Source organism: Corallococcus carmarthensis, from assembly GCF_003611695.1.
Taxonomy (GTDB): Bacteria; Myxococcota; Myxococcia; order Myxococcales; family Myxococcaceae; genus Corallococcus; species Corallococcus carmarthensis.
Genome location: NZ_RAWE01000018.1, coordinates 1 through 19,603 on the forward strand (window position 1 = coordinate 1; position 19,603 = coordinate 19,603).

The window sequence follows — 19,603 nt, forward strand, 5'->3', positions numbered from 1 at the left end:
AGGCGGAGCAGCGGACGGGGAGGGGACATGCGGGAGGGCACCGGGGAAGAGGACGGCGCAAGCATTCCCACCCCGGCAGTCCCCCGGCAAGCGCGTGTCCCCGGCCTTGGGAGAGTGGCGGAGGTGGCCGGACAACGACCCTCCTGTTCCTCCACGATCTGCTGCGCAACGCGGGCCGGTTGTCCCTGCCGGTCATCGCGCACCGGCAGCGTGCGCTGTCAGAGGGCTCCGACGTCCTGGACCCCGGCGCCGCGGACGAATGGAAGGCACCCCCTGTCCGGCTGTCGGACAGGTTTCGTGTCCGGCGGGCTGGCGCCTACCGGCCGGCCTGGGGCTTCTTCCCGACAGCGGGCTTCACGGCGGATGCCTTCGCGGGAGTCCCCTTCACGGGGGTCGCCTTCGCGAGGGCGGGGTTCCGCTTGGCGGCCAGCTCCGGGATCAACAACAGCTCGATGCGGCGGTTGCGGGCGCGACCCTGCGGCGAGGCATTGGCCCCCAGGGGCCGCGTGTCTCCGTAGCCGGCCGCGAGCATGCGCTTCGCGGGCACACCGCCCTTGTCCTGGAGGAAGCGCACCACGTTGACGGCGCGCGCGACGGACAGCTCCCAGTTGGTGGGGAAGGTGGCCTGGAGCTTCTGCGTGGGCGGCGAGTCGTCGGTGTGGCCCGACACCTGGATGAGCTTGTCATCCACCTTGGACAGCACGCCGCCCAGCCGGGTGAGGACCTCCTGTCCGCGCGCGCTGATGCTGGCGTCGCCCGAATCGAAGAGGACCTTGTCCACCAGGTCCACCTGGAGGCGGCCCCCGTCCTGCGACAGGCGGATGGCGCCCTCGGCGATCTCCTTCTTCAGCTTGTCCTGGAGGTCCTCGTAGGTGGCCTTGAGCCGCGCCAGCTCCGCCTCCTGCTCCTGCACCGTCTGGCTGAGCTGCTCCTTCTCGGTGCTGAGCTGCTCCTTCTCCGTGGACAGCTTCGCGCGCTCCGCCTCCAGCGCGGCCAGCTTCGCTTCGAGCTGCTGCTTCGCTGCCTCCGCGTCGCTGGCCCGGGCCGCTGCCACGGCCGCCTCCGCGTCCGCGCGGGCGGTGCTGCGATGCGACAAGAAGAGCACCAGACCCGCGAGCACCGCCACCAACGCTGTCACCAGCCAGGGGACCCAGGCCCTTCCGCGTTCCGTTTCCATGTCGCGACCTCCAGGGTGGAATGGACGGAGGCCACGCTAGTGAAAGGCCCCGGGTGCGCCTCAAGGCGACCCGGGTACGTGGAGGTGTCTGGAGGTGCATTGTTCCAGCCGGGGCAGCCGTTGTGGGCCGCCAGTCCTCAGTACGGGGAGCAGATGACCCCGACGCAGCCGCCAGCGGCGTTGTCTCGCGCGACGTTCCCGCCTCCGTCGAAGGCGGTGGGCGCGTAGATGCCGAAGCCCGTGTTGCCCAGGGCGACGTTGTCGAGCACCGTGGGCGTGCTGGGCGGCGTGACCCGGAGCCCGTCACCGTCATTGCGCAGGAACTGGTTGCCCCGGACGATGCCGGTGAGCGGGACGGGCTCGGCAGTGGCCAGGTCGGACAGCGTCAGGCCGCCTGCGTTGTCATGGAAGGTGTTGCCATCCAGGTAGACCGTCTCGGCCGCGACCTGGAGACCCAGGCCATTGCTGATGGCCAGCGTGTCGATCATCACGAGCCGGACCGTTTCCCAGACCGGCCGGATGGCGGGAGCGAACGCGGCGTTGTTCGCGAGGAGTGAGTTCTCGAACCGCATCTCAGTGCAGGTATACGGGCCGCCGAAGTCGAGCTGCATCCTGCCCACCGCGTCGTTCCACGCGAGCGTGCTCTCACGGATGCGGAAGGAACCCCCGAAGCAATTGATGACGATTCCATTGGACGTGAAGGTGGAGTCGATCACGTCGATGTGATGGAAGTCCGCGGCCATCGCGGTCCCGTTGTGCGTGAAGATCGAGTTCCTCACGTCGAAGAGTCCCGTGGACGCAGAGAACTCGCTGCTCAGCCCCCAGGCATTTCCGCTCAGGCGGCATTGGGTGATGAGGAAGTTCGTCTCCGACTGACTGTAGATGGCACTGTGGTTGTCGAGGATCGCCAGCTCATGCAGCCGCAGGTTCCGCGCGTTCGAGAACGAGGAGGTGATGATGCCCCTGCCGAACCCCTGGACCGTGCCATTGCGTACCATCCTGCCGTTGTCGACCACGATGCCCTGCGAGTCCTCGTTCTCCGGGCCGGTGCGGCGGATGGTGTATCCGCCCAGGTCCAGGACGATGCCTTCGCCGTCGAGCCGGAGCGCGAAGGGAGCCGAGCTGGGGCAGCTGAGATCGTGCGTCAGGCGCGTGTGCTCGGTGAGGGTGTCACCGCACCGGACGGCCGCGCCGCTGGCGAACGTCACCTTCGCATCCGCGTCAGAAGGAACCGTGCCACGTGCCTGGACGTCGGGCGCTCCCGTGAGCAAGGTGATCACAGCCACGGCAACGGCGAGTCCGCGTGTTTGCTTCATGCTGCCTCCCCCGGGCCGGAGACATCCGGCCACCGGTGGAGAGGCTATTCACGGTGCTGTTCGCGGCTTCCCCCCCAGCGGTGTCTGTGCGCAGCCCTGACGGCGACAGCGTGACGGCGCGGAAGGATGACGTGAATGGGATCCTCGCGAAAGGGTGGGGGGAACGGGCCTCACTGTGTGGGGGAGATCCGTCGCCAGTGACGGGCGTTCCCAGGGCGGCGTGCGCTCGTCCCGAGGGAGGGATTGCGTCGCGGCACTGTTGAGTTCCTGGCACACGCATTGCCTTGCGGCGGCGAATGATCCCGCGCAACTCGATGGCTCCCGGCACCTTGCGACGCTCCGTCGGGTGGGCGCTGTTACTCGTCGTATGGACGGCCTGCACGGGTGTGGTGGGCGGGACGTCCGATGATGACGTGGATCCGTCGGGCTCGCCGGACGCCGGCTGTGAAGACCCCGCGCCTTCGGGTGACCCTGACGCGGGCGAGAAGAACGACATGCTCGCCCCCAGCCGGCTGCTGCGGCGGGCGGCGCTCGCGCTGCGCGGGACGCCTCCGACCGACGAGGAGTTCGCCGCGCTCGAAGCCGCGGGCGACGACGCCGCGCAGCGGGCCTTCGTCGAGCACTTCGTCGACCAGTCGCTCGGGCAGCCCGCGTTCTACCGGACGATGTTCGAGCAGGCGCGTGACTGGTTCAACATCCCGCCCGTCGCTCGCACCGCCGACGCGCCGGAGTATGGCGTTCAGCAGCAGCGGTCCATCCAGCGCTGCCCCGCGGGCACGGCCAAGGCGGGCGCGTGGAAGTATTTCCGCGGCGAGAACACCGCCTGCGACGGCGTGAAGGGGGATGGCACACCGGTCGAGGAACTCGCCCTGGAGCCGTGGTGGGCCCCCGGCACGACGGTGACGCTGGTGGGCGCCGCGGCCAACACCGCCGCCACCGGCATCACGTACGTCAATGGCAACCCCGTGCCCATCACCTGCGCCACCGCCGGCCCGGAGGGCACCTGCGGCTGTGGCCCCAACGCCGTGCGCTGCCACGCCGACTTCCAGCAGTACGCCGGCTGGGAGGACTACCTGCACTACCACGAGCAGGCCCAGCGGCGGCTCGTCGCCGAGGAGCCCGCGCGCCTCTTCGCCCACCTCGCGTGGCACGACCGGCCGGTGACGGACCTCATCCTCGGCACCTACTCCGTGGCGCCCACCCGGCTCCAGGCCGCGTACGTGATGCAGGGCCTGGCGGGCGGAGCGACGGGCCTGCTCGACGACGACTCCTGGTGGCGGCCGTCGCGCTTCTCCGGTGCGCCTGTGGATCCGGATCACGCGCAGGGGGATCCGCTCGCGTGGCGCGAGTATCAGGTCCCCACGCGCAATCCCTTCCTCCTCGCGGACCGCGACTACCACTACGACCCCCGCACGCAGGTCACTCCCTCCCGGGGGATTCCCGCCGCGGGCATGCTCACCAGCATCGGGTTCCTCGCGGGCTACCCGCGCGAACGCGTGCGCGGTGCCCGGGCGCTGGAGACGCTGGCGTGTGAAGTCCTCGCGCCGCCCCTGGGACAGAAGTTCAACGAGTACCGCCGCGACCCGGGCACGGAGGGGCCGTGCCAGCACTGCCACACCCGGCTGGACCCCGCGGCCATCCACTTCAAACGCTTCGCGAAGCAGGGCTCCGCGTTCGAGGGCTATGGCGCGAAGTACCTGATGCCGGGCGTGGGCACCGCCTGGCATTGGCCCGTGCAGTGGCGCAAGGGCGAGTACCCCTACGGAGGGGATCCGTTCAGCCACTGGAACCGCTGGTACATGGCCGACACGAAGCTCACGCCCGTCACCGAGGCCCAGGCGCAGGCGAACCCCGAGGCCGTCTTCCTGGACTTCCTCCCGCCAGAACAGACGTTGTTGGGGCAGGTGGGGGACGGGACGGTCGGGCCGCTCGGCTTCGCGAAGATCATCGTCGCGGCGGGGGCGTTTGATCGCTGCGTGGTGCGGCACCTCCACGCGCAGGTGCTGGGGCGGGACATCGACCCGGCGCGCGAGGCGGGCTACCTGGACGCGCAGGTGGAGCGCTTCGTCGCGGGAGGCCGCAAGGTCCGCCCGTTCGTCAAATCCCTCACGCAGTCCAACCTCTTCCAGCGGGGGCGCTGACATGAACCGCTTCGCACTCCTCCTGCTCGTGCTTCCCGTGGCGCTCGCGTGCGGCAGGGACGGCTCCACGTCCGTCCCCTCCACGCAGGCCCAGAATGCATGTGGCACCCCGGCCAGCTCCGAAACCGTGCGCATCATGCAGGGCCTCAAGCCCCACTGTGAGGGCTGTCACTCGCAGGGCGCGCGCGGGTACTTCGCGTCGGTGGACGCGTTCCAGAGCCTGCTCGTCTCCGCCCCCCGGCTGGTGAAGGCGGGCAGCCCCGATGACAGCGAGCTCGTCCGCCTCCTGGAGGGCCGGGGCAGCGCCGCGTTCAAGCAGATGCCCATTGGCGAGAAGTCCTACGCCCAGCTCGTCTCCGAGGGCACGGCGACGCTGCCCATCGCGGATGTCCGCGCGTGGATCCAGGGCCTCTCCACGCAGCAGCGCGACGCGCGCCCCGACCCCGCCGCGGCGCGCATCACCCGCATGAACGCGACCCAGGTGCAGCGGGCGCTGTACCAGCAGCTGGGCCTCACGCATGACGACTTCTTCATCTCCGCGACGGAGTTCGGGATCCCGATGGCGGAGGCCCGGGGTGACGACGCCTACCCGATGCAGCCTCCGGACGCGGTACCGGCCCCCCGGCAGATCACCACGGCCGAGCGCTTCTACGGCCTGGGTGGAGGCTCGGTGCTGAACCAGACGGCGCAGGACCGGACCGCTTCCCCGACGTTCGCGCTCACGCTGACGCAGGTGTCGCAGCGCTGGTGCCGCCTGGCCCTGGCCAAGACGGGCAACGTGGCGCTCTTCCCGGCGGGCTCGCGGCGCACCGCCGACGCCGTGGACGTGAAGGCCACGCTGCGCCGCTGGTCGCTGCACTTCCTGGGCGAGCGCCTCACCGACGCGCAGGTGGACGCGCTCTACGCGGACGTCTTCGTGCCGCTCTCGACACTGACGGACACCGAGCCCGCCTACGTGGGCGTGTGCTCGTACTTCATCCGTCACCCGCACTGGATCTTCTACTGAAGGGGCACCCCATGAAGCTCTCGCGTCGCAAGCTGTTCGAGCTGGCCCTTGGTGCCACGCAACTGGGACTCATGGCGCGCTTCGGGCTGTCCACGGCCTCGGCCGCGCCAGCGCCGGGACGGCCCACGAAGCTCCTGGGCATCTGGCTGGATGGAGGTCTGCACTGGGAGAGCTTCTTCTCCCCGCTGTCCCGCGCCGGCATCAACGCGTACATCCCCCCGGCGCAGGGCGGCATCATCCCGTTCGGCTACGCGCCCGGGCAGGTGGAGAACTTCGACCGCTCGCCGGTGGACCTGGATGCGCCGGGGCCCGTGCGCAAGCTGCGGGGGCCCATCTACTGGAACTGGGCGAACCCCTCGGACACGCGGGGCGCGAACCCCGTCGTGAACAACCAGCAGTTCTACCGTCCGTGGGGCTATGCGTGGGCGGACCCCACGTACAAGCTCTACGACAAGGCCACGCTGCTCGTGGGCGCGGACCAGAACACCGCGGCGCACACGAGCGGCATCGTCGCCAGCATGTGCGGCGTGGCGGGCGCGAGCTTCCGGGCCCCGGCGGTGCAGGCCGTCATCGCGAACGCCATGGCCCAGCGCTTCCCGGACCGGCCCATCCCCAACGTCAGCCTGGGCGGTGAGCTCCCGAACGCGTTCGGGCTGCCCGCGCTGGCGAACCCGACGGTGCTGCGCTCCGCGTCGTCGGTGGAACCGACGCTGTCCGACAAGCGAGGCAGCGCCTGGAACGGGCTGCGCGCCCGCGGCGACGTGCCGGACGTGGCCTTCAACGGTTCAGCGCTTCCGGGGACGGTGCCGGCGACGGCGGTGGACGCGGCGCTCATGAAGGCCCTTCGCGCGGAGCGGGGCATCTCCTCGAGCGGCACCGACGCGATGCTCGAACAGCTCTATGACACCTACAAGGGCGCGAGCCGGACGATCCGCCGCGACATCCTGTCGGTGCTGGCCAATACGCCCACGTGGGAGAAGCTCAAGAACGACCCGCGCTACCCGGTGGACTGGACGGCATGCATTGGCTACGCGGACGCCTGCGGCACGGGCCCGTCAATGGGGTCGTATGAGTTCGCGTTGCAGCTGCTGAAGTCGGACCTGGTGACGTCGGTGAACCTGAGGGCCACGAGCTTCAACAACAACTCGTTCGACACCCACAGCGCGAACGGCGTCCAGATGCACACCAACCACCTGCGCATCGCGCTGGAGATGGTGGGGCAGATGTGCATCGAGATGAGCCTCACCCCGAGCAAGTCCGACCCGTCCCGCTCACTGCTGGATGAGACGCTCGTCTACGTCTACAGCGACTTCGGGAGGACCTTCCCGAAGCAGGGCAGCGACCACCACCCGGCGACGTGCGCCCTGCTGGTGGGCGGCGGCATCCAGGGCAACCAGATGCTCGGTGGGTACGACGAGACGATGAGCGGCTCGCCCATGGGATCTCCAGTGGCGCTGGTGGAGGAGGACGGAAGCCACGTGACGCGCGCCCCACGGTCGCAGGACATCGCGGCGACGGTGATGAGCGCCTTCGGCCTGGAGCCGGGGAAGGACTACTTCATCCCCGGTGGCTACGGCGTCTTCGACGGCGTCGTGAAGGGGTGAGCGCGGCTTGGGGGCAGGCCTCACCCCGGGTCGGTCAGGCTTTCCGCTTGAACCACTCCCCCTGGAAGTCCCCTCGCGGATCGGAGTACCGCTGTTTCATCGCGATCTCCCCGTGAGAGAGGACGAGGAAGGCCCCCAGTCTGGGGTCCTCACCCACGCCGAGGACCCATTTCTCTTTCCGCTCCTGGCCGGTCAGAACCAGGAGCGTGTCCTCGAGTTTCCAGGTGCCGGAGTCGTTCTGCTGGATCGTGGTCGAACTCGACAGTCCTGTGAACGCCCTGCTGAAGGACCGATCGGCGTTCAGCACCAGGCTGGCGGCGATGGCGATCGAGGCATCGCCCCCATAGGCGCCCGAGGCGGTCACGTACGAGGCCAGCGAGGCTGACGACCTGCTCCACTCTCCAAGAAGGTCGTCAGGAGAATAGATTGCCGTCTTCTCCGATCCTGCGCCTGGGATCTCGGCGGACTCCAAGAGGGCCGTGATGTCGGCCTCCAGCCGGTCGCTGCCGAGCTCCGACCCGAAGAGGACGACGCCGATTGGAACCACGCGTTTCCCGCGGGCCAGGAGGTAGAGCCCGGCGTTGACCCCCTGGCCGTTCTGGGTCTTCGCGCGCGAATCCATGTCGTACGCGATCGCGGTGCCCGATTTCAGTCGGTGCATGAGAGGTAGCGGTGTGAGCTCGGTCTCGAACACCGGCTTGGTGAACTCCGCCCACTTCGCGAGATAGGTCTTCTTCAGGCTGTCGTGGAGTGGCTCGCTCGGGAGGATGACGAGCCGGAAGAGGTACTTCTGGTACTCCTCGTTCTTGCTCCGCTCGAGGAGCATGCCGCTCTCGATACGCGTGGCGGTCCATCCCGCGGGCACGCGATAGCGGAGATCGACATCCGGGCCAGGCGCGGGAGCGGTCGGGGAGGCACCCACGCCCTGCAGCAGCGTGCGGAGCGGTTCCGAGTATCTCTCCATGGTTTCGGCGGTATCGGCGAGGACGAGGACGATGCCCTCCTCGTCGCCCTTCTTCATCCCGGTCGCCTGCGCCAGCAGCGCCTTGCCGTCCGTCTCCAGCGAGCCGATGACGAGCGCGTACTCCCAGCCGTGATCGTTGTGGCCGCGCGCCGGGCTGCTGAGCGGTGTGAACGTCCCGGTCGCCGCGATGAGCGTCTCCGCCGTCTCGACCAGCGCGGCGAGTGAGCCGACCTGCTTCTGGAGCTCGGGGACCAGGACGGCGTAGGTCTTTCCTTCGCCGACGTCCCCGGGTGCGAGGAGCCGCGCGCCGTCCTCTTCCCGCGAGCTCCATCCCGGTGGCACCTGGATGGGCAGGTGGGCGGGGATCATCGATGCATCGAGATCCATGGCCTCACCTCCTCATTGAGTCCTTTCGCATTCCCCATGGCCGTTTCACCTTTCCCTGTCGACCCGGCGAGCCCACGTGCGCGGGGCTGGCTTGTTCAGGCCTTCTCCTTCGGCGGTCGCCCCCACTCCTGACACTCTCAACTGCCGTCAGGATGCGGGAGCCCCCTTCGCCTTTGGGAGTGACGTGAGGTGCCTACGGCAGGCTGCCGTACTGGGCATCGCTGACCTTCTCCATCCACTCCACGGCCTTGCCGTCGAGCTGTTCCTGGATGGCGAGGTGGGTCATCGCGGTGGTGGGTGAAGCACCATGCCAGTGCTTCTGACCGGGAGGCGTCCAGATGACGTCGCCCTGCCGGATCTCCTGGACGGGGCCGCCCCAGCGCTGGACGCGGCCGGAGCCCGCCGTCACGATCAGCGTCTGGCCCAGGGGATGGCTGTGCCAGGCGGAGCGGGCCCCGGGCTCGAACGTGACGTAGGCGCCAGCGGTGCGAGCGGGCGCGTTCGCCTGGAACAGCGGATCGACGCGGACGGAGCCCGTGAAGTTCTCGGCGGGCCCCTTTCTGGAGGGCTGCGAGCCGCCGCGCGTGATGCTCAAGCCTTGGGCCTGCTCGCGCGAAGCGGCGGAGCTGCCACCGTCGTGTGTCTGGGCGAACGCCGAGGTGAGCAGGGAAAACGAAAACGCAGTCACGGCGAGCAGTCTCATTCCCATTCCTCCTTGGATGCGGTGATACGTCAGGGCTCGGCGGGCAGGCCCAGCTTGCGACGCAGCTCCGGCATCGTCGTGTTCGCCCTGAAGCCGGGGCTGCCTCGCTGGAAGCGGGTGGCCTCCGACAGGTTGCCCAGCACCAGCGGTTCACAGCCGGCATCGCGCACCAGTTGCGCGGCAACCTGGACAGCCTGCGCATCGTCCCCGGCGAGCGGAACCGCCAGCCTGCCGCTCTGACTGCCGGCCGAAGCTTCAATGGCCGTGGCGTCGACGGCGCTGAAGGCCCGGACCAGCCGCGTGCCGGGCAGGTACTTCGCTGACGTGGGGCCGACGCCGTGTGTCTGCGCCTCGCGCGCCAGGGCGTCGTCGCGGCCCGCGGGAGGATTGCAGGCATCGAGGACGATCTTCCCGCGCAGCTCTTCCTTCAGGTCGCGTCCGATCTGCGGAAGCGCGCCATAGGGCACGGCGATCAACACCACGGAGCCGAAGGCGGCCGCCTCGCGCGGGGTGCCCACCGATGCGCGGGCACCGAGCGGGCGGGTCATGGACACGAGCTCATCCGGATGGCGGGAGGAGAACAGCACCTCGTGCCCGTCCCGGACCCAGATCTGGCCGACGGTGCCGCCCAGCCACCCCGCGCCGATGACGCCGATTCGCATGGCCTTTCGCTTCTCCTTCACCTGTCCCAGGACCGGGAGCGAGCCCAGGGCCGCGAAGGCCCCGAGGACGAAACGACGGGAGTGCGGCATGTCGGTGGGCCTTTCGGGCTGCGTTACTTCAGGGTCGCGGCGTCGATCACGAACCGGTAGCGGACGTCGGAGGCGAGCACGCGCTCATAGGCCTCGTTGATCTTCCCGGCCGGGATGACCTCGATGTCGGCGCCGAGCTTGTGCTGGGCGCAGAAGTCCAACATCTCCTGCGTCTGGCGGATGCCGCCGATGAGCGACCCCGCGAACGACCGGCGCGTCATGATGAGCGAGAACACGTTGACGGAGAGCGGATCCGGCGGCGCGCCCACGTTGACCAGGGCTCCGTCCAGGGCCAGCAGCGACAGGTACGCGTCCAGGTCGATCTTCGCGCTCACCGTGTTCACGATGAGGTCGAACGTGCCCGCGAGCTTGCGGAACGTCTCCGGGTCCTTGGTCGCGTGGTAGTGGTGCGCGCCCAGGCGCAGGCCGTCCTCCTTCTTGCTCAGCGTCTGCGACAGGACGGTGACCTCCGCCCCCATCGCGCGCGCGAGCTTCACGCCCATGTGCCCTAGGCCGCCCAGGCCCACGATGGCCACCTTCTTGCCAGGACCGGCGCCCCAGTGGCGCAGCGGCGCGTAGGTCGTGATGCCCGCGCACAAGAGCGGCGCGGCGGCGTCGAGCGAGAGGCCCTCGGGGATCTTGAGGACGAAGTCCTCGGTCACGACGATGTGGGTGGAGTAGCCGCCCTGGGTGGGCTGGCCGTCCCTCCCGGCGCCGCCGTAGGTCTGGATCATGCCCTTGAGGCAGTGCTGCTCCTCCCCCTTGCGGCAGTTCGCGCAGTCGCCGCAGGAGTCGACCATGCAGCCGACGCCGACGCGGTCTCCCACGGCGTGCTTCGTGACCTGGGCGCCGACCCTGGTGACGATGCCGGCGATCTCGTGGCCGGGGACGATGGGGTAGTTCGTCCCGCCCCACTCACCGCGGGCGGTGTGGATGTCCGAGTGGCAGATGCCACAGAACTTGATCTCGATGAGGACGTCGCGCGGCCCGAGGTCCCGGCGCTGGATGGACGTGGGAGCGAGGGGCGCGGTCGCGGACGGGGCCGCGTAGGCGTTGACAGTGAGCATGGGGGTTTGGGTCTCCGTGGGGGCGCGGGTGTTGGGCCCCGTTCACGAAGAGAGATACGCGTCAGCGCCGCGGATGACTACGCGCGAGGACGCCAATAGGCTCTCAACCAGCGCTTAACAATGCGCCCGAAGGCGGTTCCCACGCATGAACATGGCTCCCTTCCCCCAGCTCCAGGTGTTCCTCGCGGTGGCGCGCCTGAGCAGCTTCAGCGGCGCGGCGCGCGAGCTCGGCGTCTCCACGGCCGCGGTCAGCCAGTCGGTGCGGCAGCTGGAGGAGCAGCTGAGGGTGGTGCTGCTCACCCGCACCACGCGCAGCGTGTCGCTGACGGATGCAGGGAGGCGGCTCGTGGAGGGGGCGGGCCCGGCGGTCGGACAAGCGGTCGCCGCGCTCCGTGAGGTCTCCGCGCAGCCGGGAGAGACGGTGGGGCGGGTCCGGCTTTCCGTACCTCGGGCGGCGATGTCCTACGTCATCACCCCGGTGGTGCCCACCTTCCGCGAGCGTCACCCGCGCATCGAAGTGGAGGTCGTCATCGAGGAGCGCTTCGTGGACATCGTGGCGGAGGGCTACGACGCGGGCGTGCGGTTGAGCGAGGCCATCGAGCGCGACATGGTGCAGGTGCGGCTCACGGATGCGTTCCGCTTCGTGGTGGTGGGGGCGCCCGGCTATCTCGAACGCCAGGGGACACCTCAGCGGCCAGAGGACCTCCTGCGCCACGAATGCATCACGTTCCGCATGCGCTCCTCCGGAACGCTCTACGCGTGGGAGCTGGAGCGGGGCCGCAGGAACTGGCGCGTTCCAGTGCGAGGCGGCGTGGTTTCCAATGACAGCCACCTGACGGTGTCCCTGGCGGAGCAGGGGCTGGGACTGGCGTACGCCATGGAACCCATGGTGGCCGAGCAGCTGCGCACGGGGCGGCTCGTGCGGGTGTTGGAGGCCTACGCGCCCACCGTCCCCGGGTTCTTCCTCTACTACCCCAGCCGTGCACAGCGCTCCGCGCCGCTGCGGCTCTTCGTCGAAGCGGCGCGGGAGCTGGCCGTGAAGGCGATGTGAAGTGACCGCGGCTGCGCTCAGCGATTGATCATCTTCTGCATCGCCTCGGGGTAGCGCTCTCCCTGCGCGGAGAGCTTCGAGGCCGCGTCCGTGAGCTCGCGGAGCTCATCAGGCGTCAGCGCCACCTGGAGCGAGCCGAGGTTTTCGTCCAGACGGTGCAGCTTCGTGGTGCCCGGGATGGGAACGATCCACGGCTTCCGCGCCAGGACCCAGGCAAGCGCGAGCTGGGCCGGGGTCACCTTCTTCTGTGCCGCGACCCTGCCAATCAGGTCCACGAAGGCCTGGTTCGCCTGGCGTGCCTCCGGCGTGAAGCGCGGCAGGACGTTGCGGATGTCGCCCTTTTCGAACTGGGACGCGTCGTTCAGCTTGCCCGTCAGGAAGCCCTTGCCCAGGGGGCTGAACGGAACGAACCCGATGCCCAGCTCTTCGAGGGTCGGGAGGATCTCCTGCTCGGGTTCACGCCACCACAGGGAGTACTCGCTCTGGAGGGCGGTGACCGGCTGGACCGCGTGCGCTCGGCGGATCGTCTTCACGCCCGCTTCGGAGAGGCCGAAGTGCCGGACCTTGCCTTGCTGGATCAGCTCCTTGACCGCTCCCGCGACGTCCTCGATGGGCACCTCCGGGTCCACCCGGTGCTGGTAGAACAGGTCGATTGTGTCGGTCCTCAGCCGCTTGAGCGAAGCCTCGGCGACCTGCTTGATGTGTTCGGGGCGGCTGTTCAGCCCGGCCTGCTTCCCGTCGGAGTCGAAGCCGAAGCCGAACTTCGTGGCGATGACCACCTGCCCGCGAACAGGGGACAGGGCTTCACCCACGAGCTCCTCGTTCGTGAAGGGGCCGTAGACCTCGGCGGTGTCGAAGAAGGTGACGCCCCGGTCGACAGCCGTCCGGATGAGGGAGACCATCTCCCGCTTGTCGGCCGGCGGACCGAAGCCATGGCTCATCCCCATGCAGCCGAGCCCGAGGGCGGAGACCTCCAGGTTGCTGTTTCCGAGTTTGCGCTTCTGCATGGTGCTGTCTCCTTTGTGGGTTTCGTCGCACGAAGGAGATACGGCCCGGGCCCACGGCGGACCAGGGGGCCGGAATCCAATGGCCTGTTAAGCCCACGTTGAAAATAAAGGGCGCTCGGAGCGCCCATCCCCTCACGCCTGGATTTCCTCCAGGTCTCCGTTCTTCACGCGCCGGAGACAGGCGGTCCGCTCCGTGGCGCAGTCCGCACGGGTCGCCGCCAGTTCATCGCCGCTCGACTCAAGAGCGCTGTCCGGGGGGATGCAGGCATCCTTGACTTTCGTCGATATGGACCCGGGTACGGTGTAAGTGTTCAGTCGGTGGCATTGATGACACGGAGCGTCTGTCTTTGGGGCCTGGGGGTGGCGTCTGCTGCCGCGCGTGCCTGGCTTTTCACAGGCACATCCCACACCCCAGGAGAGTCGATGAACGCGCTGAGGAAGTCCCTGATGGCCGTCGCCGCTGTCTTCGCCGTGGCTCCCGCCGCTGCCTTTGCCTACCCGCCGCAGTGCTGGGATGTCTGCGAGAGCGATAGGTACTGCGACGCTCCCTGTTACGAGGGGACTCATCGCACCACGTGTGGTGACGGGGGCTATTGCTTCGAGGCCGCGCAGCCTTCGCAAGAGACCGCCTCCGTCTCCTCGCAGCAGGCCCAGCGGACCGAGGACACCGCGCCGGTCTGCGACGCCGCCCATCCGGCCGCGGAGCAGACCCCGGCCGTCGAGAGCTGAGCGGTCTTGAATTCCAGCGGGGCCCGGCGTCGTGCCCGGGCCTCGCTGTTCATGCGCGGCGCAGCGTAGCCGCTTCCCTGCCGGGAAATCCGGGTGGACCCGATACGGCGAAGGTCCACCCGGACGTGCTTGCTACTGACTCACGACACAGCCCGGCTGCGTGATGACACACCAGGAGTTGGCCTCGCTGACGCAGATGCTGTCCCAGGACGTGGTGCAGCAGTACGGGTCGCGGTTGCACACCGAGAACGTGCAGGAATTGCAATCCTTGTTCAGCGACGTGCCGGACGTACAGACGTTGTGGGTGCAGGAGGCGGCGACACAGACGTTGTTGGCGGAGCAGGCCTGCCCGGTGCCACAGGTGCCACAGGTGAGGGTGCCTCCACAGCCGTTGGAGATCGTCCCGCAGGTCTTGCCCTGCGCCGCGCACGTCGTCGGCGTGCACGTGGCGGACGCATCGAAGACCTCGATGCTCGCCAGGGCCTGCATGTTGCCCTGGGCGTTGTAGGTCGTCCCTCCGAGGAACAGGACGCGGCCATTCGCCAGCGCGACCGTGGGGTGCTCCACGCGGGACTGGGCGAGCGTTCCCACCGTGCTCCAGGTGTTGGTCGTGGGGGAGAACAGCTCCACCTGCATCGTGTTGTAGGAGCCACCGGCCATCAGGATGGTGCCATCCGGCCGCGTCACCGACGGCGCGGTGAAGTGCTGGACGGCCGTGGCGCCGGTGTTGGTCCAGGTGTTGGCGGCCGGGTCATACAGCTCCGCCGCCGTGGCGTAGCCCGTCACCAGCGCCAGGCCGCTGGCGAGCAGCTGCAGGGTGTGGCCATTGCGGCCCGTGTTCATCGACGCGACCGTGGTCCACGCCCCCGTGGAGGGGCTCCAGATCTCCGCGTGGTTGCTGGAGGACGTCGTGCTGTTCCCACCGCCCGCCACCAGCACGCGGCCGTCCGCGAGCCGCACCGCGGCCTGTCCCATCATCCCGGCGTTGAGCGAGCCCGTGGCCGCCCAGGTGTTCGTCGACGGCGTGTAGACGTAGGTCGAGGTGACGTAGCTCACGCCACCCACCACCAGCACGCGCCCGTCCGTGAGCAGCGTGGCGCTGTGTCCATAGCTGATGCGGGGCAGGGGCGCGGCGGCGCTCCAGGTGTTCGTGACGGGGTCGTAGCGCTCGGCGGAAGCGAGCACGCTCGAGTTGATGCCGCCCACGACCAGCACGGTGCCGTCCTGCAACAGCGTGGCGGTGTGAGCGCGGCGCGCGGTGAGCATCGACGGACCTGCGACGGACGTGGCCGTGGCCGGGTCATACAGCTCCGTGGTGGTGTACGAGCCCGAAGGCGTCCCGCCGCCCGCCACCAGCACCTTGCCGTTGCCGAGCAGCGTGGCGGTGTGCTGATAGCGCGCGGACAGCAGCGAACCCCCGGACACGACGAGCGCGGACGACTGGGAGGACACGAGGTCCTCCTCGGGTAACTCGCTCTCGGGACTGCACGCGAAACACAACAGGAGGGGAACGACGGCCAAGGACATCCAAGTGGTGCGCATGTGGGGCTCCCGGGAAATGGGTTCGCGACCATTGCATGCGACGTCTGGATTCCTTTCATGAAACATGAACACAAATCAGGTGTCTCAAGACACCCGGGCTTGTCTCAGCAGGCGGGAAAAACCGGGACTGAGCTGGTTCATCGGGATTCATCCGGCGCCATCGTTTCAGCTAACCCGCGCGGTTCACCTGCTCGGTGGCGACAGGCGGCACTCCGGCGGTCACGGCATCCGCGGCCCTCCGCGTGTTGGCTTCGATGGCGACCTGGCACATCGCCACCTGAGCCTGGAGCTGGAGCGAGAAAGCCCGGCCCCGGCCGAACATGACGCCGATCAGCGCTACCACCAGGCCGCCGATCACGACGATGAGGCCTTGCGCGTTCATGGCCTTCGCCAGCACCGCGCCCGCGATGAAACCGATAACGCCCCAGGCGAAGATGATGCCGGAGGCGCGGTCGTACAGCGCCTGGGCATGCTTCGTGATGATGCTGGGATCGTAGCGAACCGACATGGTGACTCCGCCGTCAGGAAATAGGGGCCCGTGGATCAGGCCCGCGCGACTCCATCCCACCGTGCGGAGCGCCTGGACATCCCCCGAGGGGGGGATGCCCGGCGGCATCCATCGCGTGCTACTTCGGCACCCAGACCGCGACCCAGTCGATCTGCACGTTGCCCGCTGCGGCGTTGCTCGGCGGCGTGCCGCTCAGGTCCGTCTCCGTCTGGAGGACCCAGTGCATGGGCGTGCTCGGCACGCGGCTGGTCTTGTCCAGGATGACCGCGCCATCGAGGATGAACCGGCACCGTCCCGGGGTCCACTCGAGGACGGCCGTGTGCCATGACGTGTAGCGCGCGCTCGTGGAGACCGCGTCCTGATCCCCGCCCGACGTCCCGTTCTGCCGGTGCATGAACCCGGAGATGGTGCCGTCCAGGTCGCCCTCCGGGAAGTCGATCTCCCCGTCGCGAGGCCACACTTCACTGTCCGGCCAGAGCAGCCACGCCGTCTTGTAGCCAGGCACCGCGTCCGCCCGGAAGCGCACCGCGTAGCGCCCCGCGGGCAGCCCGCCCGATGCGTTCGCTCCGGGAATCTTCGGCAGCACCGCGGCGACCATATGCACACCGTTCTCGGTGTGCAGGTACTTGTTCAACACGCCGTTCTGGATGCTGACGACCTTCGAGGGCGAGTACGTCCCGTTCTTGCTCGTGTCCTTCCAGCCATCCAGGTACACGCTCCACTTCGACGACACCGCCGCGGGGAACTGGCCCACGGGCACGTTGCTCGTGAAGTCGTCGGTGAACACCTGCCGCCAGCCCGTGAGGTCGCCCACCGGCATCGGTTCACCCGATGGGCTCGTGCCACCAGTGGGCTCCAACGTGATGGCGTCCACGAGGATGGCGTTGCCTGACGTCGCCTGGTTCTGGAGGACATAGACATCCACCGTGTCACCGACGCGCTCCACGGTGCCTGTTACGGTGAGCCGCTGGAAGCTGGTGGTCAGCGTCGCGTCCGCGGTGAAGAGCTTGTATGTGGTCCCGGAGGCGTTCTTCTCCCGGAGGATGAGGCTGACGGGCTTGCCCACCGTGCCGGAGTTGCCCGCTGCGACATACGCCGTCGCCGTATAGGCCTGCCCCTGCGGCGCGTTCGGAATGCCGCTCTGCGCGCCGTCCAACGAGTAGAGCGTCGCCGAACCGCTGACGGTGACGCGCGCGACGTATTGGCCGTCGGGCGCTCCGGTGCGCGTCTCCCTCGTCAGCGTTCCCTGCCAGCTGGACCAGCCACTGGTGTTCGTTTCGAAGGACGTGTTGGTGATCACCGAGGCCAGCGACGCGGAGGCCTGGACCGGGGCTTCGGCTTCAGGCTCGGGACTGCAAGCGGACGCAAACGGGACGGCCAGCAACAGCGCCCAGGCGGTGCGGAAGCGCGGCCTGCGCAGGACAGCGGACTCACTCATGGCACTCTCCGTGAAAAACAGGAAATACTAGTGAAACTATAAATAACAGAGAGCGGCCTGTCAGACGAAACGGGCCCTTCGGACGAGCCCACCGTGTGCCTGCGTCTCCCACTCCGGGCGTGCGTGGCCATCCTCGGCCGAAGAGGAGAGACGCCATGCCCACCGACACGAAGAAGCCTTCCGACTCGGGACTGGATCCCCACGCCCGTGCCTTCCTGGAGCAGTTGAAGAAAGCGGGCGGGCCCGCGCTCGAAACCCTGCCCCCCGCGGATGCGCGAGCCGTGCTCCGGAGCGTGCAGTCGGGAAAGAGCGCGAAGAAACCCGCCCGTATCGAGGACCGCGTCCTGCCGGTGGGCCCCGACGGACAGGTCTCCGTCCGCATCGTGCGGCCCGCGGACGCGTCGGAAAAGCTCCCGGTGGTGCTCTACCTCCACGGCGGAGGCTGGGTGCTGGGCGACAAGGACACGCACGACCGGCTGATCCGCGAACTGGCCGTGGGGAGCCGGTGCGCGGTCGTGTTCGTCAACTACTCGCCCGCTCCCGAAGGCCAGTACCCGGCGCAGCTCGAACAGGCCGACGCCGTGCTCCAGTGGATCGCGAAGAGCGGCGGTGAAGCGGACCTGGATGGACAGCGCATCGCGGTGGCAGGGGACAGCGCGGGCGGGAACCTGGCGGCGGCGCTCACGCTGGTGGCGAAGGAGCGCGGCGGCCCGCGCATCCTGCAGCAGGTGCTGTTCTATCCCGTCACGGATGCCCGCTTCGACACGGCCTCCTACGAGCGCTACGCGGACGGCTACTTCCTCACGCGCAGCGGGATGCAGTGGTTCTGGGACAACTACGCCCCGGACTCCTCCGTCCGCGCCGAGCCGACCATCAGCCCCCTGCGCGCGACCGATGCGCAGCTGCGAGGACTGCCGCCGGCGTTGATCCTCAACGGCGAATGCGACGTGCTCCGCGACGAAGGCCAGGCCTACGCGCGCAGGCTCGTGGACGCGGGCGTCCCGGCGCTGGCCATCCAATACGAGGGGATGATCCACGACTTCGTGATGTTGGATCCGCTGGCGGACTCACTCGCCGCGCGCAATGCCATTGCCCAGGCCTGCCTCACGCTGTCGGAAGCGCTGGGCACGCGGCGGCAGGTGGACGCGACGCTCACGCCCCAGCCCGCGCAGGTCCGCGAGCGGGAGAGCGCCCGTCACTGACCTGAATCCAGCCACGCGGCCAGCACGTCCGCGTGGCACGGGCCCGGCTTGCACCAGCAGCCCAACCGCTTGCCGCGCAACGTCCTAACGTCGCGCAGGAAGTCCGCGTCGTGCTTCGTGCGCAGCTCCAGGTACCAGCGGAAGGATTCAAATGCGTCCGGGCCGGGCGCCATGCGCCGCTGGGCCTCGTCGCGGATCCTCGCGGCTTCGTCCGCCGGAAGCTTCTCCAGCCACGGCTCGAAGTACGTGCGGATCATCGCCTTCCAGGTCTTCACCCCGCCGGGCTTGAACGGGTTGCCGAAGCGGCCCGGCACGGGGTTGAGCGGCCCTGGCTTCGCCCAGGCGCGGAAGGCCCGGCCCACGTAGACATCACAGGCGTCGTGGACGTGCACCGCGGTGGTTCGGGAGTCGGACATGGCGGGTGCATCGTTAACAGATGCACCCGCCGCATGCCGTGCGTGATGGCAGGGAAGGGGAGCGCTTCAGGAGTGCTCTCCGGCCCCGTCAGCAGGCAGGGGTCACCAGGGGTCGATGCCCTTCTTCTCGCTCGGCGTCTGCGTGTACGTGGACTTGAACACCGAGGCCGCGCCGTTGAGCCCCGAGCCGAGCGCCTCCACCGCGCCCTGCTTGAACTGGCCCTTGCTGAAGCTCACGAAGGCGTCGCGGCCGAAGTTCAGCGCCTCGCGCTGGTGCGCGTTGACCTCGCTGCGCTGGCCCTTCTCCACCTTGTTGACGTTGTCGATGACGCTGTTCTTGGAGCGGTCGGAGATGCCGAGGTTGTTCTTGTCGAGGATCTGGTTCACGCCGCTGACCGCGTGGCTGTAGTCGCTCGTCTTGCCCTGCGTCGTCGAATCAATCTGCTGGCGGGAGGGGTTCCGGAACGTGTGGCTGCTGGTGACCTTGAACATGGTTTTCCTCGCTCAGGGCGGTGGGCCGTGGCCCCCGCCCGCGGTAGGTGCTGCGTTGAAATGATTGTCGGGGTATGTGGGCTGGAGTTTCCTGAAGACTT

Annotated in this window: 18 protein-coding genes; 6 read left to right on the forward strand and 12 right to left on the reverse strand. The window is 68.7% G+C overall.

Annotation, left to right across the window (positions count from 1 at the left end; translation table 11 throughout):
• Positions 1-316: 316 nt before the first annotated feature.
• Positions 317-1,177 (reverse strand): OmpA/MotB family protein, encoded by an 861-nt coding sequence (locus D7X32_RS07735; protein WP_120601864.1) that lies wholly within the window; start codon positions 1,175-1,177, stop codon positions 317-319.
• Positions 1,178-1,314: 137 nt separating this feature from the next.
• On the reverse strand, positions 1,315-2,463 hold the full coding sequence (locus tag D7X32_RS07740; protein ID WP_341868121.1) for a right-handed parallel beta-helix repeat-containing protein: 1,149 nt from the start codon (positions 2,461-2,463) through the stop codon (positions 1,315-1,317).
• A gap of 359 nt (positions 2,464-2,822) precedes the next feature.
• On the opposite strand from D7X32_RS07740, the gene D7X32_RS07745 reads away from it, so the two are divergent.
• From D7X32_RS07745 to D7X32_RS07755, 3 genes are read left to right on the forward strand one after another with little or no spacing between them, the layout of a single operon-like run.
• Entirely contained in the window at positions 2,823-4,634 is a 1,812-nt protein-coding gene (locus D7X32_RS07745) for a hypothetical protein (RefSeq protein WP_244238898.1), read from the forward strand.
• 1 nt (position 4,635) lies between these two features.
• Positions 4,636-5,640, forward strand: a complete 1,005-nt coding sequence (locus D7X32_RS07750) for a hypothetical protein (protein ID WP_120601866.1) — start codon at positions 4,636-4,638, stop codon at positions 5,638-5,640.
• Positions 5,641-5,651: 11 nt separating this feature from the next.
• Positions 5,652-7,244 carry a DUF1501 domain-containing protein gene (locus tag D7X32_RS07755; protein WP_120601867.1) on the forward strand — a complete coding sequence of 531 codons (1,593 nt, stop codon included), beginning with the start codon at positions 5,652-5,654 and terminating at the stop codon, positions 7,242-7,244.
• A gap of 34 nt (positions 7,245-7,278) precedes the next feature.
• Here D7X32_RS07755 and D7X32_RS07760 read toward each other — a convergent pair whose 3' ends face one another.
• From D7X32_RS07760 to D7X32_RS07775, 4 genes are all read right to left on the reverse strand, one after another.
• Positions 7,279-8,595, reverse strand: a complete 1,317-nt coding sequence (locus tag D7X32_RS07760; protein WP_120601868.1) for a hypothetical protein — start codon at positions 8,593-8,595, stop codon at positions 7,279-7,281.
• A gap of 193 nt (positions 8,596-8,788) precedes the next feature.
• Positions 8,789-9,298 (reverse strand): (R)-mandelonitrile lyase, encoded by a 510-nt coding sequence (locus tag D7X32_RS07765; RefSeq protein WP_167506452.1) that lies wholly within the window; start codon positions 9,296-9,298, stop codon positions 8,789-8,791.
• A gap of 29 nt (positions 9,299-9,327) precedes the next feature.
• The gene (locus D7X32_RS07770; RefSeq protein ID WP_120601924.1) at positions 9,328-9,960 is read right to left on the reverse strand and encodes an NADPH-dependent F420 reductase; all 633 of its coding nucleotides are present in this window, start codon (positions 9,958-9,960) and stop codon (positions 9,328-9,330) included.
• Positions 9,961-10,073: 113 nt separating this feature from the next.
• Positions 10,074-11,117 (reverse strand): NAD(P)-dependent alcohol dehydrogenase, encoded by a 1,044-nt coding sequence (locus tag D7X32_RS07775; protein WP_120601869.1) that lies wholly within the window; start codon positions 11,115-11,117, stop codon positions 10,074-10,076.
• 145 nt (positions 11,118-11,262) lie between these two features.
• Between D7X32_RS07775 and D7X32_RS07780 the strand changes: the two genes are divergently transcribed.
• Positions 11,263-12,168: a LysR family transcriptional regulator gene (locus D7X32_RS07780; RefSeq protein ID WP_120601870.1), complete on the forward strand. Its 906-nt coding sequence runs from the start codon at positions 11,263-11,265 to the stop codon at positions 12,166-12,168.
• 17 nt (positions 12,169-12,185) lie between these two features.
• Here D7X32_RS07780 and D7X32_RS07785 read toward each other — a convergent pair whose 3' ends face one another.
• Positions 12,186-13,175, reverse strand: coding sequence for an aldo/keto reductase (locus D7X32_RS07785; RefSeq protein ID WP_120601871.1), 990 nt, complete (start codon positions 13,173-13,175; stop codon positions 12,186-12,188).
• A 423-nt stretch (positions 13,176-13,598) separates the two neighbouring features.
• Here D7X32_RS07785 and D7X32_RS07790 point away from each other — a divergent pair, with 423 nt between their 5' ends.
• Positions 13,599-13,904 (forward strand): hypothetical protein, encoded by a 306-nt coding sequence (locus tag D7X32_RS07790; protein ID WP_120601872.1) that lies wholly within the window; start codon positions 13,599-13,601, stop codon positions 13,902-13,904.
• Between the two features lie 132 nt (positions 13,905-14,036).
• Here the strand turns inward: D7X32_RS07790 and D7X32_RS07795 are convergent, their stop codons facing one another.
• From D7X32_RS07795 to D7X32_RS45370, 3 genes are all read right to left on the reverse strand, one after another.
• Positions 14,037-15,356: a Kelch repeat-containing protein gene (locus tag D7X32_RS07795; RefSeq protein ID WP_158625628.1), complete on the reverse strand. Its 1,320-nt coding sequence runs from the start codon at positions 15,354-15,356 to the stop codon at positions 14,037-14,039.
• A gap of 259 nt (positions 15,357-15,615) precedes the next feature.
• Positions 15,616-15,954: a hypothetical protein gene (locus tag D7X32_RS07800; protein ID WP_120601874.1), complete on the reverse strand. Its 339-nt coding sequence runs from the start codon at positions 15,952-15,954 to the stop codon at positions 15,616-15,618.
• Positions 15,955-16,072: 118 nt separating this feature from the next.
• Positions 16,073-17,392: a glycoside hydrolase family 16 protein gene (locus D7X32_RS45370; protein ID WP_158625629.1), complete on the reverse strand. Its 1,320-nt coding sequence runs from the start codon at positions 17,390-17,392 to the stop codon at positions 16,073-16,075.
• A 155-nt stretch (positions 17,393-17,547) separates the two neighbouring features.
• Between D7X32_RS45370 and D7X32_RS07810 the strand changes: the two genes are divergently transcribed.
• Positions 17,548-18,594 (forward strand): alpha/beta hydrolase, encoded by a 1,047-nt coding sequence (locus D7X32_RS07810; protein WP_120601875.1) that lies wholly within the window; start codon positions 17,548-17,550, stop codon positions 18,592-18,594.
• Here the strand turns inward: D7X32_RS07810 and D7X32_RS07815 are convergent.
• Positions 18,588-19,010: a DUF4326 domain-containing protein gene (locus D7X32_RS07815; RefSeq protein WP_120601876.1), complete on the reverse strand. Its 423-nt coding sequence runs from the start codon at positions 19,008-19,010 to the stop codon at positions 18,588-18,590. The two genes, D7X32_RS07810 and D7X32_RS07815, sit on opposite strands and share 7 nt — an antisense overlap.
• A gap of 102 nt (positions 19,011-19,112) precedes the next feature.
• On the reverse strand, positions 19,113-19,502 hold the full coding sequence (locus D7X32_RS07820; protein WP_120601877.1) for a hypothetical protein: 390 nt from the start codon (positions 19,500-19,502) through the stop codon (positions 19,113-19,115).
• Between the last annotated feature and the right edge of the window lie 101 nt (positions 19,503-19,603).